At 63.2% G+C, this 14,902-nt stretch carries 14 protein-coding genes; 5 read left to right on the forward strand and 9 right to left on the reverse strand.

All coding sequences use genetic code 11. The annotated features are described in order from the left end of the window. Positions 1-6: 6 nt before the first annotated feature. Genes NH8B_RS11120 through motA form a run of 4 tightly spaced genes read right to left on the reverse strand, consistent with a single transcriptional unit; the run spans position 7 to position 3,857 of the window. Complete coding sequence (locus NH8B_RS11120; RefSeq protein WP_014087385.1) at positions 7-1,335, reverse strand: HDOD domain-containing protein; 1,329 nt, start codon at positions 1,333-1,335, stop codon at positions 7-9. Beyond that, complete coding sequence (locus NH8B_RS11125; protein WP_041702936.1) at positions 1,322-2,080, reverse strand: hypothetical protein; 759 nt, start codon at positions 2,078-2,080, stop codon at positions 1,322-1,324. The genes NH8B_RS11120 and NH8B_RS11125 overlap by 14 nt, the downstream gene beginning before the upstream one ends. Continuing rightward, positions 2,077-2,976, reverse strand: coding sequence for a flagellar motor protein MotB (gene motB, locus NH8B_RS11130; protein ID WP_014087387.1), 900 nt, complete (start codon positions 2,974-2,976; stop codon positions 2,077-2,079). Before motB ends, NH8B_RS11125 begins: the two co-directional genes overlap by 4 nt. 20 nt (positions 2,977-2,996) lie before the next feature. Then, positions 2,997-3,857, reverse strand: a complete 861-nt coding sequence (gene motA, locus NH8B_RS11135) for a flagellar motor stator protein MotA (protein ID WP_008952786.1) — start codon at positions 3,855-3,857, stop codon at positions 2,997-2,999. Positions 3,858-4,540: 683 nt separating this feature from the next. Here motA and NH8B_RS11140 point away from each other — a divergent pair. After that, on the forward strand, positions 4,541-5,818 hold the full coding sequence (locus NH8B_RS11140) for an EAL and HDOD domain-containing protein (RefSeq protein WP_232503450.1): 1,278 nt from the start codon (positions 4,541-4,543) through the stop codon (positions 5,816-5,818). A gap of 172 nt (positions 5,819-5,990) precedes the next feature. Here the strand turns inward: NH8B_RS11140 and NH8B_RS11145 are convergent, their stop codons facing one another. The 4 genes from NH8B_RS11145 to ald form a co-directional block, all read right to left on the reverse strand. Further along, positions 5,991-7,370 (reverse strand): aspartate aminotransferase family protein, encoded by a 1,380-nt coding sequence (locus NH8B_RS11145; protein ID WP_014087389.1) that lies wholly within the window; start codon positions 7,368-7,370, stop codon positions 5,991-5,993. Between the two features lie 81 nt (positions 7,371-7,451). Then, on the reverse strand, positions 7,452-8,786 hold the full coding sequence (locus NH8B_RS11150; RefSeq protein WP_008952789.1) for a glutamine synthetase family protein: 1,335 nt from the start codon (positions 8,784-8,786) through the stop codon (positions 7,452-7,454). Positions 8,787-8,855: 69 nt separating this feature from the next. Then, entirely contained in the window at positions 8,856-9,614 is a 759-nt protein-coding gene (locus NH8B_RS11155) for a gamma-glutamyl-gamma-aminobutyrate hydrolase family protein (protein WP_014087390.1), read from the reverse strand. A gap of 15 nt (positions 9,615-9,629) precedes the next feature. Next, positions 9,630-10,754, reverse strand: coding sequence for an alanine dehydrogenase (gene ald, locus NH8B_RS11160; RefSeq protein WP_008952791.1), 1,125 nt, complete (start codon positions 10,752-10,754; stop codon positions 9,630-9,632). Between the two features lie 217 nt (positions 10,755-10,971). On the opposite strand from ald, the gene NH8B_RS11165 reads away from it, so the two are divergent. Beyond that, the gene (locus NH8B_RS11165; RefSeq protein WP_014087391.1) at positions 10,972-11,514 is read left to right on the forward strand and encodes a cupin domain-containing protein; all 543 of its coding nucleotides are present in this window, start codon (positions 10,972-10,974) and stop codon (positions 11,512-11,514) included. 55 nt (positions 11,515-11,569) lie between these two features. Continuing rightward, on the forward strand, positions 11,570-13,060 hold the full coding sequence (locus NH8B_RS11170) for an aldehyde dehydrogenase (RefSeq protein ID WP_014087392.1): 1,491 nt from the start codon (positions 11,570-11,572) through the stop codon (positions 13,058-13,060). A gap of 65 nt (positions 13,061-13,125) precedes the next feature. Here the strand turns inward: NH8B_RS11170 and NH8B_RS11175 are convergent, their stop codons facing one another. Next, entirely contained in the window at positions 13,126-13,611 is a 486-nt protein-coding gene (locus NH8B_RS11175) for a YajQ family cyclic di-GMP-binding protein (RefSeq protein WP_014087393.1), read from the reverse strand. 152 nt (positions 13,612-13,763) lie between these two features. Here NH8B_RS11175 and NH8B_RS11180 point away from each other — a divergent pair, with 152 nt between their 5' ends. Further along, positions 13,764-14,405, forward strand: a complete 642-nt coding sequence (locus NH8B_RS11180) for a LysE family translocator (RefSeq protein WP_014087394.1) — start codon at positions 13,764-13,766, stop codon at positions 14,403-14,405. A gap of 93 nt (positions 14,406-14,498) precedes the next feature. Next, the gene (locus tag NH8B_RS11185) at positions 14,499-14,726 is read left to right on the forward strand and encodes a hypothetical protein (protein ID WP_014087395.1); all 228 of its coding nucleotides are present in this window, start codon (positions 14,499-14,501) and stop codon (positions 14,724-14,726) included. Positions 14,727-14,902 lie beyond the last annotated feature (176 nt).

The following is a 14,902-nucleotide window of genomic DNA, read 5'->3' on the forward strand; positions in this document are numbered from 1 at the left end:
AAATGGTCAGAGATGATGCGTGAAGCGGGTCACCAGATCCTTGAAACGAAGGTAGGTATCCGGGTCGATGGTTCGCCCGCTGTTGCCGTTGTCGACGTAGAACACGCCACTCAGGGTGTGGCCGGCATAGAGCGTCATAACGGCGAATTCGCCGTCGCCGATATGCTCGAAGAACGGGTCCTGATATTTCGCCCCTAGCTGGGCGCTCACGTGCGCCGGCGCATGGAAGCTTTGCGGCTTGCTGGTGAGCAAGGCGAAGAAGGAGCCCGGCTCCAGGCCCACCGCCAGTTGCCGCAGCGGTGACGTCTCTGCCAGTCCCACCTGGTAACGCAGCCGCAGAGCATGTTCGGATGGCTCGTAGCGCAGGAACAGGATGCGTTCGAAGCGCAGGTCGTTGGCCAGATGGCGGATCGATTCGCGCATCAGTTGCTCGAGCTGCGCAGCATCGCTCAACACGGCAGTGGCGGTCAGATGCGCCCGTGGCGGGTAGTCGCCCGGCAGCATCAGCAGCTCGCGTATCGGGTAGGTATAGGCCGGTGCTCGCGGCTTTCTCGCCACGTTCTCGGCGGCGCTGAGCACGCAGCGATAGGCATCGTCATAGCTGACCCGCATCTGCCGTGCCGCCACCTCGATCCCGGTCGTCCACGGCGAGCGCCACCAACCCGATTCGATCGCGTTGGCGGTTGCCACGGCCAGCTTCAGCAGTTGTTTGCGCGGCGAAGGCACACTGCCGCTGCCCAACAGCGTCACCAGCCCCGGCGGCAGACCGGTAGCCTCGACGAAACGTTCCAGCAACTTGGGATAGTCCATCCCGAAGTACCCCGACACCGCCTGCAACAGCGGCTGGTCAGGGAGCTGATTACGATAGAGCAGAAAGAAACAGGCCGGTAGGTTGTACAGCAAGGCAGCGACAAAGCAATCCTCGACCTTGTGCTCCCCGCTCAGCGACAACCAGTCCTTGATCAGGTAGGCCGCCACCCGGCTGCGCCCCAGCCAGTCGGCCACGACCTCGATCACCTCGTCGTCGAGCTTGCCTTCCTGCGCTCGCAGCGCCGTCGCCTGGGACAAGCGGCGCGTTACACGCTCCAGCCCCATCAGCATCATCGCCTGCTCCACGGTCGGTGCGGCTTCGTTTTCACGTAGTACCGAAGAGGGCCCGACCGCCCGCAGCACGTCGAACAACAGCAAGGGGTCGGAGAGGCAAATATTGGACAGGTCTGAAAGATTGATCAGCTCGGCGTGGCGGGCGCAGGCCAGCTGCACTTCGTCCAGCGTACCGGGCAGGATGGGCCAGCGCCGGTCGGCGATAGACTGTAGCCAGTTAGCGAGTTCCATGTGGGTGGCGCCAGATCAAGAGTTGTTTTTGCAACGGGCCGCCCAGGCCGAGGGAGCTCTCTGGCTCCACGCCGGGCACGGTAAAGGTATTGCTCAGCAGCAGGGAGCCCGGCTGTCCTTCCGTCACGAATTTACGCCACAGCCTGGGCATCGGTTGCGGCGAGAGAAAGGCATAGACGGCATCGTATTCGGACAGGGGCTCGAGCCAAAGGCTGCGACAGGCAATACGCACATTAGCAGGACGCCCCGCCAGACACCAGCGCAGCCACGCCAGTGCCCAGGCCGCCCAGGCGGTTTCCAGCGCCGCGATCTGTAGATCGGGACGACGCGCCGCCAGCCGCAAGGCCAGCCTGGCGTCGCCGCAGCCGGCTTCGAGCAAACGGGCCTGCTCCGGCAAGGCTTCGGCCAACCTCTCCACCACCCGCGGCGAAGAGCGGTAGAACGGCACACGCTCCAGCCAGGCATTTCGCCCGATGGCGAAGGTCAACAGCAAGGCCAGCAGATAGGCCCACGCCGGCAGTGCCAGCTGGTAACAGTACACAACGGCGGGGGCAAACAGGCCATGTGCCAGCCAACTGCCACGACGCCAGCGCAGCAAGGCCGCCAGTGCCGCCGCCAGGAGCCCTTGCAACACCGACCAGGCCAGCGGCTGCAGCGCCGGAGCGATCAGGAACCAAGCGCCGAGCGCGGCGGCCAGTTGCAGCAAGCCATGCCGCAACAAAGCGACGAATACGGCTCGACTCAATGGCCTGCCCCAGCCGCGGCGGGCTGTGCCGGCGGAACCGCGGGTGTCGGAGCTGCTTCGGCGTCCGGCTTCAAGCCGTCGCCAAGGATCGAGGCTTCCGCTTCCTTGTTGAGCACCACGATGGCGATGCGGCGGTTCTCAGGGCTGAACACGTTGCTGCGGATGAGCGGGTTGGCCGCGGCAAGGCCAACCACGCGCAGGATTTTGTCCTGCATCAGGCCTCCGGCCAGCAGTTCACGGCGCGCGGCATTGGCGCGGTCGGCCGACAGCTCCCAGTTGCTGTAACCGTGCTGGGCACCGCCAAACGGCTTGGCGTCGGTATGGCCGGAAATGCTGAGCCGGTTGGCGACGCCGTTGAGTTCCTTGCCCAGTTCCTGCAGGATGGTTCGGGTATGCGGCAGCAGGTTGGCGCTGCCGGAGTCGAACATCGGACGGTTCTGCTCGTCGACGATCTGAATGCGCAGCCCTTCCGGCGTCATTTCCAGCTGCAGCTGATTCTTGTAGGCCTTGAGCACCGCGCTCTGCTCGATGTTGCTCTCGATCTTTTTCTGCAGTTTCGCCAGCCGGGTCTTTTCCTGCTGGATTTCTTCCTCTCTCGCCCGCTTGACCTGCCCGGCCTGGCGCGTGAGATCGGTACCCCCGCCCTTGATCATCGAGGTGGCGTCGCCTGAGCCCTGCCCTCCCGCCAGCGCCACCTTGAGCGGGGTGCGGAAGTATTCGGCGATGCCCTGCAGCGTGCCCTGCGACACCGAGCCCAACAGCCACATCAACAGGAAGAACGCCATCATCGCCGTCACGAAGTCGGCATAGGCGATCTTCCATGCCCCCCCGTGGTGGCCATGGCCACCCTTCTTGATGCGTTTGACGATGATGGGGCGTTGCGATTCGTCAGCCATGCGTGGTCACTCCGGGTGGCTTACTTGTTCTTGGCTTGCTTGACGTGGTCTTCGAGTTCCTTGAACGACGGACGGTCGTGCGAGGCCAGGACCTTGCGGCCGAATTCCACCGACACCTGCGGCGCGTAGCCGTTGAGGCTGGCCAGCAGGGTCACCTTGATGGTCTGGAAGACGCGGGTGCCGTCGGCCAGCTTGTGCTCCAGGATGGTGGCCAGCGGGCCGACGAAGCCATAGGCCAGCAGGATACCGAGGAAGGTACCGACCAGAGCGTGGGCGATCAGCATGCCCAGCTCGGAGGGCGGGATGCCGACCGATTCCATGGTGTGCACCACCCCCATCACCGCGGCCACGATACCGAATGCCGGCATGCCGTCGGCCAGACCTTTCATGGCATTGACCGGAACTTCCCCCTCGTGGTGGTGGGTTTCGATCTCGACGTCCATCAGGTTTTCGATCTCGAAGGCGTTGAGGTTGCCGCCCACCATCAATCGCAGGTAGTCGCAGATGAATTCGACCACATGGTGATCGTGCAGAACAGCCGGGTACTTGGAAAACACCGGGCTGGATTCCGGATTGTCGACATCGGCTTCGACCGACATCAGCCCTTCCTTGCGCACCTTGGCGAGGATTTCAAAGAGCAGCGCGAACAGCTCCATGTAGAAGGCCTTGGTGTAAGACGAGCCCTTGAACAGGGTCGGCAAGGCAGCCAGCGTGGCCTTGAGCGGGGTGCCGCCGTTGGCCACCACGAAGGCGCCGATGGCCGCGCCACCAATCATCAGGACTTCCAGCGGCTGCAGCAAGGCGGCCAGATGCCCCCCGGCCATGACAAAGCCCCCGAGCACCGAGAGAAGGATAACGACATACCCGATTCCGACAAACATGCGTCACGTCCTGTGATGATGAAGATGAAACCCGGCTTTCTTGGGCACGGCTTTGCTTCATTGTTTACGTCTGGCGGGTGTCGCATCAGCACCCATGATAAGAAACTGGACACCCTTCCGGTCGGCAATTATCCGGGCATTGGACTCGCCGAGGCAAGACAAAGGCGTGAAGAAATTCGGGCAGATATCGCCAACGGGAATGCTGCGCAGCGCGCACCCCGGCGCCGCGACGCACGACCTTACCGGGCGGTCGCCCCGCGGTGGCGTGCCAGATCGCGCACCGGGGTTGCGCCGTCCGCACGGGGCAGACATCACGCCAACGGGAGTGCCATTCCCCGCCCTCGTTGCATGCAAAGGCGACGAGGCGCGGCCCGCATTCGACACGGCCACCGCCACCCGAAACGGGTTCGTCAGCCCCACCCGCCTAAAGCCCCGATCAGACAGGTTGACGATTGTTTCGTATTTTCAACCGAAATACTTGATACAGCGATGACATTATTGTAAAAGTCGGTAATAAATGACGCATTGGAGAATGCCAAATGCTGAAGCAACTGTTTGGCGGCCTGCTTGGCAAGGATAAGCAATCAGCCCCTGGCATCGAACCAGGGCCGGCAAGCACATCACCCACTGCGCCTCCCGCCCGTGTTCTGGATGGGGCCCACGCCCCGGCCCCGCTCCATCACGTGCAAACGCTGGGTTTCGTCTCGCACCATCCGGTGCAGGACAAGGACCAGCGCGTTGTCGCCTATGAATTCATCGTCAAGGGCAGCCAGGACAGCACCAAAACCGCGGCTCACAAGCGCGCCTTCGACCGGCTGCTGCTCACCACCCTCCGCAACATGAACGTGTTCCGGCTGCTGGCCTACCGGCGCGCGTTCATTCATTTGTCGCTGGCCTCACTGGACGACCTGCCGTCACCGGACCTGCCCGCAGACAGCTGCATTTTCATTCTGGGCATGCAGCAAGGCGATGCCCTGGACGAGGCGCTGATGTCCAGACTGGACGCCCTGCGCCAGGCCGGCCTGCGTTTTGCCGTGGAACCGGCCGGTGTCGGCAGCCAGCCGGCGGCCTTGGCCCTTTACCAGCGCATGGACTATCTGGTGCTGGATTTTGCCGCGCCAAACGCGCGCATGCTTTTCCCCCTGCTGGAAAAGCTGCCGCAGCGGTTTCCTCACGTTCGATGGCTGGGGCGCAACATCAACTCGGCCGAAGAGCTGGACCTTTGCCTCCATTCTCCCGGCAGCCAGCACTTCGTGCTTTTCCATGGTTCCTACTTGAACGTGGCCCAGCCCAGGAACACCAGCAAAAACGAAGGCGCCAACCAAGGGCGCGTGCTGGAAGTCATGCGTTTGCTGCGCGCCAACGCGCCGATCGAGGAGATCGAAGCACAGTTCAAGCTGGATTCGTTGTTGCTGTTCAAATTGATGCGCTACATCAATTCCCCGGTAAACGGCCTGAACCGCAAGGTGCAGACCATCGAGGAAGGCATCATGCTGCTGGGCCGGGGCAACTTGTTCAAGTGGCTGTCACTGATGCTGTTCACGGCGGAAAGCGACAGCGGCTCGGCACTGACGCTGATGGAAAAGTCGCTGATCCGCGCCCGCTTCATGGAAGAGCTGGGGTTGGCACACGGCAACAAGCTGGAGGCCGAGCACTTGTTCCTGACGGGCATGTTCTCGCTGCTCGGCACCTTGTTGAACACCACGCTGGCCGAGGCGCTGGCGCCGCTCGATCTGCCGATGATGATTGCGGATGCCCTGCTGAGAGGTAAAGGCCTGTTTGCCGAACCCTTGCAGCTGGTGCTGGCCTGCGAACAGGATGACAACGAGGCCATCGCCCGCCTCGGCGAATCGCAGCGCGTCAGCCTCGAGCAAGTCACCGGCATCTACCTGGATGCCGTGGTCTGGGCACAGGAGGTGCTGAAGGAAAGCGACGTACAGAACAACGTGGAGGGGGTTTAGCCCGACGGCAGAGGCTCCTCCGACGGCATCGGTCAAAAAAGGGAAAGCACCCAATGTGCTTTCCCTTTTTTCGTAGCCGCCTTACCTTCCCTGCCGGCGACGCTGAGCTCACCATCCCTTCACGTGCAACCACTTCCCGTGGCGGCACGCCTTCCTCATCCCAACACCGTGGTCAGACCAGCCCGCGCTGGCGCAGCACCGCCTCGCACTCGGTGACACACTGCACCGCCGTGTCGATCAGCTGATCGATCTCGGTCTTGCTGATCACCAGCGGCGGTGCCGCCACCATGTGGTCGCCGCAGGCGCGCATGATCAGATTGTGGCGGAAGAAGATGTCGCGGCAGATCGTGCCCACCTCGCCCCAATTGGGAAACAGCTCGTGGGTGGCCTTGTCCTTCACCAGCGTGAAGGCCTGGATCAGGCCGACGCCACGCACGTCGTCGACGTGGGCGAAGCCTCCAAACGCCTCGCGCCAGCGCTGCTGCATATAGGGACCGGTGTCGTGTTTGACGCGGTCGATGATGCCCTCGTCGCGCAACGCCTTGACGTTGGCGTGCGCCACGGCCGCCGCGACCGGATGACCCGAATAGGTGAAACCATGGTTGAAATCGCCGCCTTCGGCCAACCCTTGCGCCACCTTGTCGCCGACGAATACCGCGCCGATCGGCAGGTAGCCGGACGACAAGCCCTTGGCGGCGGTGAACAGGTCCGGCTTAAAACCGAACAACTGGTGGCCGAACCACTCCCCGGTGCGGCCGAAACCGCAGATCACCTCGTCGGCCACCAGCAGCACGTCGTACCGGCGGCAAATGCGCTCGACTTCCGGCCAATAGGTCGACGGTGGGATGATCACCCCGCCGGCACCCTGGATCGGCTCGCCGACGAAGGCCGCCACCTTGTCCGGGCCTACTTCCAGAATTTTCTCTTCCACCCAGCGCGCCGCCACCACACCGAATTCCTCCGGCGACATGCCCTGGCCGTACCGGTACCACCACGGCTGTTCGACGTGCACGATGCCTGGGATCGGCAGATCACCCTGCTCGTGCATATAGCTCATGCCGCCCAAGCTGGCACCGCCGATAGTCGAGCCGTGGTAGCCGTTCCAGCGCCCGATCAGCGTCTTCTTCCCGGGCCGACCCTTGACGTCCCAGTAGCGGCGCACCATGCGGATCATGGTGTCGACCGACTCGGAGCCGGAGTTGGTGTAGAAGATGCGGCTGAATCCTTCAGGCGCGACCTGTGACAGCAAGTGCGACAGCTCCACCACGGCCGGGTGAGTGGTCTTGAAGAAGGTGTTGTAGTAGGCCAGCTCGTCCATCTGGCGCCTGGCCACCTCGGACAAATCCTTGCGCCCATAGCCGATGTTGACGCACCACAGGCCGGCCATGCCGTCGAGGATCTTGTTGCCGTCGGAATCCCACAGGAACACGCCGTCGGCTTTGGTGATCACGCGGGCGCCCTGCTGGTTCAGCGACTCGGTGTCGGTGAACGGGTGCAGGTGATGCGCGGCATCCAGCGCACGCCATTGTTCGGTGGTACGTTCGCTCTGCATAGGATTCCTCCCAATGCGGTGGCGCCGGCCGTTCACGCCGGCCCAACGTTGGCCGAAGATTTGGCCAACCCGTTGTGCTCGCTACACGTGCAGCAGCAGGAACTTGCGCTCCCACGGGCTGATCACGCGGAAGTACTCGGCATACTCCTTCTCCTTCATCGCCAGGTACATCTTGACGAAGCGATGGCCCAGCACCTCGGCGATTTCGTGACAGTTGCGCAACGCCACCAGCGACTCCTCCGAAGAATGCGGGAACTGGTACGGCAGCTCGTAAGCGTCGGTCTGGCGCGGCTCCATTGGCTGGATCTTGTTGACAATGCCGAGGTAGCCGCAGGCCAGTGTGGCCGCCATGGCGATGTAGGGGTTGGCATCGACGCCGGGCACACGGTTTTCCACGCGGCGCGCCTTGGGCGAGGAATGCGGTACGCGCAGGCCAACGGTACGGTTGTCGTAGCCCCACTCGACGTTGGTTGGTGCCGCGGTGTAGCGCGACAGGCGGCGGAACGAATTCACGTAGGGCGCGAACAGCGGCATCACCTGCGGCACGTACTTCTGCAGCCCGCCGATAAAGTGGAAGAATAGCTCCGACGGCGTACCGTCCTCGTTAGAAAACACGTTCTGGCCGGTCTTCTTGTCCTTCAGGCTCTGATGGATGTGCATGGCGCTGCCCGGCTCGTTCTCCATCGGTTTGGCCATGAAGGTGGCGTACATATTGTGACGGAACGCCGCCTCGCGCACGGTGCGCTTGAACAGGAACACCTGATCGGCCAGCTCCAGCGGGTTGCCATGCAGGAAATTGATTTCCATCTGCGCCGTGCCAACCTCGTGGATCAGCGTGTCCACCTCGAGTTCCTGCGCATGACAGTAGTCGTAGATATCCTCGAACAGCGGATCGAACTCGTTGACCGCGTCGATGGCGTAGGAGCGGCGGCCGAACTCGGCACGGCCGGTGCGACCGATGGGCGGAGCCAGCGGGATGTCAGGGTCAGGGTTGGGCGACAGCAGGTAGAACTCCATCTCCGGCGCCACCACCGGCTCCAGCCCCAGTTCGTCGAACAGATCGAGCACGTGCTTCAGGACGTTGCGCGGCGCCACGTCCACCGGCGTGCCGTCGGAACGGTAGGCGTCGTAGATCAGCTGCGCGGTCGGATCGACCGCCCACGGCACGTGGCGCAGGGTATTCTCATCGGGCCTCAGCACCATGTCCGGGTCGGTCAGGTCCATCATGCTGTCGTCCGGGTAATCACCGGTGACGGTCTGGATCAGCACCGCCTCCGGCAGACGCATTTCCGGCTCCACGGCGAACTTGTCTTTCGGCACGATCTTGCCGCGTGCAACCCCGGTAAAGTCGGGGACAATGCATTCCATCTCGGTGATGCGATGCTCGCGCAACCACTCAAAAATCTGGTTTTCCATTTTACTACCCCTACCTCTATAGATCCTTGGCCATCGATGGCTCTGTCTCACAACGGGTCCGAAGCCCGCTCACGCCTTGGCGCGTGCAGCTACCCGCTCTCGGCAAGCGGCGCCGAAAGCGTTGAAAATCGCGATTGAAATCGCATTGTCATGATATTTCCATTCGGGGTGCCATTGCACGGCGTAAGAAAAAGTGCGCGCGTCACGCACGCGGTAGGCCTCGATCAGACCGTCGTCGGCCACCGCCTCGGCCTCGAGCCGCTGGGCCAAACGCTTGATGCCCTGCTGGTGCAGCGAGTTCACCTCAATAGAATCGCAACCCAGCCACTGCCGCAATAGGCTGCCTTCGGTGAAGTGCACGACATGGGCGGGCACGTACATCTCGTCCAGATCGTCGGTCTCGGGTTCACGATGATCGGCGAAGCCCGGCTCCTCCTGCACGTGCTGGAACAGTTCGCCGCCCAAAGCCACGTTGATTTCCTGGAAGCCGCGACAGATGCCCAGAAGTGGAATACCCTCCTGTAGCAGCAAGTCGATCAGCGGCAGCGTGGTGGCATCGCGCTGCGGATCGTGCGGCGACCCAGGCCGGCTCGGCGCCCCTCCATAATGATGGGGCTCGATATTGGACAGCGAGCCCGTCAGCAAAATGCCATCGAACGTGTCCAGGATTTCTCGAACGTGGCTGCGGCTACCCAGCGCAGGAATCAGCAGCGGCACGCCGCCGGCGCCACCCGAGACTGCCTCGGCATATTTCTCAGCCACTGCATGGAACGGTAACAAGCCGATCCGTTTGACATCGCAAGGGATGCCGATGATCGGTCGCCGCATGACTCACCTCATCTTTCAGGACGCCGCCTTGATCGCCTCGAACGGGTCCACGTATTCATACCCCAGCCCGGCCGCCACGGCGCGGTGCGTCACCTTGCCGCGGCACACGTTGAGGCCGTTGCGCAGATGCGGATTGTCCAGCAGCGCCTGCACCCAGCCCTTGTTGGCCAGCTCCAGCATGAACGGCAGCGTGGCATTGGTCAGCGCCTGGGTGGACGTCCGCGCCACCCCGCCCGGCATGTTCGCCACGCAGTAATGCACGATGCCGTCCACTTCGTAAGTCGGGCTCTGATGTGTGGTGGGGCGGCTGGTTTCGAAACAGCCCCCCTGGTCGATGGCTACATCCACCAGCACCGCGCCCGCCTTCATGATCTTCAACATCCGCCGCGTCACCAACTTCGGCGCCGCGGCGCCCGGAACCAACACCGCCCCCACCACCAGATCGGCTTCCTTGATCATCTCTTCGATGGTGGCGGTATCGGACATCAAGGTCTTGATCTTGCCACCAAACACCATATCGATCTCTTTCAGGCGGTTGAGCGACTTGTCGAGCAGCGTGACATCGGCCCCCAACCCCATCGCCATGCGAGCAGCGTTGAGCCCCACCACCCCGCCCCCCAGCACCACCACCTTGGCCGGCGCCACCCCGGGCACGCCACCCAGCAACATGCCGCGCCCGCCCTGCGCCTTCTCCAGCGCGTGGGCTCCAGCCTGGATCGCCATGCGGCCGGCCACTTCCGACATCGGCGCCAGCAGAGGCAGCCCGCCGCGCTCGTCGGTGACCGTCTCGTAGGCGATGGCCACCACGTCCGACTCCAGCAGCAGCTTGGTCTGTTCCGGGTCCGGTGCCAGGTGCAGATAGGTGAACAGCACCTGGCCGGAGCGCAGCAGTCGGCATTCGACCGGTTGCGGTTCCTTGACCTTGACGATCATGTCGGCGGTTTCGAACACGCCCTCGGCGTTCGACGCGATCGAGGCGCCGGATTGGATGTACTGCTCGTCGGTGTAGCCCACCCCCAGACCGGCGCGGGACTGCACCAGCACCTTGTGCCCGTGCGCCACCAGCTCGCGCACCCCGGAGGGTGTCAGACCAACACGGTACTCATGATTTTTGATCTCTTTCGGAACGCCGATTAACATATCAACCTCCATAGTGTCCGGGTGTGGCTTTCAGGCGTCAAAAGCGTTTAAGAAAATCCACATTCGACTTGCTATATATATTTAATTCTGACTATAAACTCTCATTCCCGCAAAGAAAACCGGTTTTTCGGCGCAGCAGGCGCGGTGTGTGCGGTCAAAATTCTTATCACGAATCGTCTAAAATTATTAACGTATTTATTGGGATGCGACAGGAACGATGGACATAGGCGCCCGCCTGAGAATGGTACGAGCCCGCTTCGGGCTCTCACAACGTGAGCTGGCCAAGCGCGCCGGCGTGACCAACGGAACGATTTCCCTCATCGAACAGAACCGTGTCAGCCCTTCCGTCAGCTCGCTGAAAAAGGTACTGGAAGGTTTGCCGATGACGTTGTCGGACTTCTTCACCTTCGACGCCGAACCCGAGTACAAGGTGTTCTACAACGCCGACGAATTGCCCAACCTCGGCAACGAAAAGGTGCAGCTGTTCCTGGTCGGCGCGTCGCACGAGCGCCGCGACCTGCAAATTCTGCGCGAATTCTACGAGCCGGGCGCCGATACCGGCCCGGACATGCTGATCCACGAAGGCCAGGAAGGCGGCGTCATCATCAGCGGCTCGATCGAATTGACGGTGAACGGCGTCAGCCGCATCCTCAACCCCGGCGACGCCTATTACTTCGATAGCCAGCAACCCCACCGATTCCGCAATGTCGCCGCCGAGCCGTGCGAGATCGTCAGCGCGAGTTCGCCGTCCACCTTCTGAGCGCGCGACCCGCCCGAGCGCGACGGCGACACCATCCCTCACCACGGAGAAGCCCATGTCTCGCACCCACGCCGAATGGCAGCAGCTGGCCGCGACGCTCGCCATCGAAGGCCGGCTCTTCATCGATGGCGAGTATGCCCACGCCCACGACAGCCGCACCTTTGATTGCATCAACCCGGCCACCGGCGACAAGCTCGCCGAGGTGGCGTGGTCTGCCGCCGCCGATGTCGACACCGCCGTCGCGGCGGCCCGCCGGGCCTTCGAGTCCGGTGCCTGGTGCGGGTTGCCGCCGCTGAAGCGCGGCAAGATACTCAAGCGTTTCGCCACCCTGATCCGCCAGCACCGCGACGAGCTGGCGCTGCTGGAAACCCTCGACATGGGCAAGCCGATCGGCGACTCCACCACCGTGGACGTGCCGGGTGCGGCGTATTGCGTGGAGTGGTTCGCCGAGGCCATCGACAAGGTGGGTGGCGAAGTGGCGCCGGTCGATCCCAAGCTGGTCGGCCTGGTCACGCGCGAACCGGTCGGCGTGGTGGCCGCGGTGGTGCCGTGGAATTTCCCGATCCTGATGGCGAGCTGGAAGTTCGCCCCGGCGCTGGCCGCCGGCAACGCGGTGATCGTCAAACCGTCCGAGAAATCACCATTGACGGCCATCCGGCTGGCCGGGCTGGCCAAGCAGGCGGGCATTCCCGACGGTATCTTCCAGGTCCTGCCGGGTGCCGGCGACGTAGGCAAGCTGTTGGCACTGCACTTGGGGGTGGACTGCATCGCCTTCACCGGCTCGACCGCCGTCGGCAAGCTGATCGCCGGCTACGCCGCGCAGTCCAACCTCAAGCGCGTCTGGCTGGAGCTGGGCGGCAAGTCGCCCAACATCATCCTGGAAGACTGCCCCGACCTCGCCCGCGCGGCGCGCACCGCCGCTGGCGCCATCTACTACAACATGGGCGAGATGTGCACCGCCGGCTCGCGCGTGCTGGTCCAGCGCAGCATCAAGGAGCGCTTTCTGGAAGCGTTCAGGAAGGCGGCCCAGGGCTACTATCCGACAGACCCGCTCGATCCGGCCGCCGGCATGGGGGCGATCGTCGACCGGACCCAGTTCGACAAGGTGCTGTCCTACATCGATCAGGGTCAGGGCGAAGGCGCCACCCTGCTCTGCGGCGGCCAGGCGACACAGGTAGCCGGCAAGGGCTATTTCATCGAGCCGACCGCGTTCGACTGCCCGCGCCCCGACCTGACCATCTGCCGCGAGGAAATCTTCGGGCCGGTGCTGTCGGTGATCACCTTCGATTCGATCGACGAGGCAGTGCGCATCGCCAACGATACCGAATACGGCCTGGCGGCAGCGGTGTGGACCGCCAACGTCAGCACGGCGCACCAGGTATCGCGCCGGCTGCGTGCCGGCACGGTCTGGGTGAACTGCTACGACGAGGGCGGCGACATGAACCTGCCGTTTGGCGGCTTCAAACAGTCCGGCAACGGCCGCGACAAGAGCCTGCACGCACTGGAGAAGTACACCGAGCTGAAGAGCACGCTGATCAAGCTGTAAAGGTTGGCCGAAGACGCAAAAAAGGCACCTCGCGGTGCCTTTTTCATTGCGCCTTCCGCTCCGGCTCAGTCGCGGAAGTTGTTGAACTGCAGCGGGAAGTCGGTGATTTCCTTGCGCATCATGGCGATCACATCCTGCAGAATATCGCGCTTGGCGCCGCTGACGCGCACCGCGTCGCCCTGGATGCTGGCCTGCACCTTGAGCTTGGAGTCCTTGATCAGCCTGACGATCTTCTTCGCCAAGTCACCCTCGATACCTTCCTTGACGGTGATCGCCTGCTTGATCTTGTTGCCGCTGACCTTCTCGATCTTGCCGTGATCGAGACAGCGCACATCCACCCCGCGCTTGGCCAGCTTGCCCAGCAGGATGTCCTTGACCTGGTCCAGCTGGAATTCGGCGTCGGCGAACAGGGTCAGCACCTTGTCGGCGGATTCGATGCGGGCGTCGCTGCCCTTGAAGTCGTAACGGGTGGAGACCTCCTTGTTGGACTGATCCACGGCGTTGCGCACTTCCACCACATTCACTTCGGAGACGATATCAAAAGACGGCATAGACGGTTTTACCTCGTACATTCGAGGCCAAAATTCTAGTGCCTGCGCCACGAAAAGTCACCTTTGTGACCGGGCGGTCGCCTCCGCTTGCCAGCTTCCGGAAGGCAACCGATGATGGTAACGGTTCATCGCCCCGATCAAAGGACTCCGACATGCTGCTCACGCCCGAACAACTGGCCGGCTTCACCATGGCCGCGATCCTCATCACGCTTTCCCCCGGCCCGGACAATTTGATGGTGCTGAGCCTTGGCATTGCGCGCGGCAAGAAACAGGGCATTGCCTTCGGCCTGGGCTGCGCGCTGGGCTGCATCAGCCACACCCTGCTCGCCGCCGTGGGCATCAGTGCGCTGATCGCCGCCTCGCCGCTCGCCTTCACCGCACTCAAGGTCGGCGGCGGAGCGTATCTGGTCTACCTCGGCGTGCAGGCGCTGCGCAGCCCCGGCGCCAGTTTCCGGCCCGGTGCGTCGGGCCAAGGTTCGGCCAACCCGGCGCGCACGATGTTTGCCAAGGGCCTGCTGGCCAACGCCATCAATCCCAAGGTGGTGCTGTTCTTCCTCGCCTTCCTGCCTCAGTTCGTCGATACCGGCCGCGGCATGGCGGGTTGGCAGACGCTGGTGCTGGGGCTGATCTTCACGCTGCAGGCAGCGGTCTTGTTCGGGCTGCTGGGTTATTTTTCCGGCCACGTCGGCCAGTGGCTGCAGCGCAAGCCCAGCATGAGCAAGTGGCTCGACCGGCTGGCCGGCAGCATCTTCGTCGCCCTCGGCCTGCGCCTAATCTTGGCGCGCAGCCACTGAGTCGCACCCGCCGGGGAGGCTCTGGCCGACCCAGTCCGCCCCGACCGCCCTCCTTTATCGACTACCATTCAGACTATAAAGGAGGGCGCGATCATGAAATGCTGGAGCTTCGACACCCAATACGGCCCCTTCGACATCGTTCCACTCGACGGGCGCTACCACATCATGCACGACGGTGAGGCGCTCGGCGCCTACCCCACGCCGGAAGACGCCGCGCGGGCACTGGCCGAGGGCAGTTCGTCCTGGCCGCCGTTCGGTGATCCGCGCGACCTGGGCATCCCGGCCGACCTGGCCCAGTGGCACTGCCGGCCGCTGACCTGACATTTCCCGTCAAACCGCGCGTAGCGCGGATTTTTTCCACCCCGCCGCTGTCACTGCCTGTGGCCGCGCGCCAGCCCTGATGCCCTCGCCTGCCTGGGAGCGATGACCTGCGTATAAAAGGTCGGGGGCTTCGCGCTACAATGCGGCATAGATTGTTTTTATACCAAGAACCAAAC

It is taken from the genome of Pseudogulbenkiania sp. NH8B (assembly GCF_000283535.1).
Classification (GTDB): domain Bacteria; phylum Pseudomonadota; class Gammaproteobacteria; order Burkholderiales; family Chromobacteriaceae; genus Pseudogulbenkiania; species Pseudogulbenkiania ferrooxidans.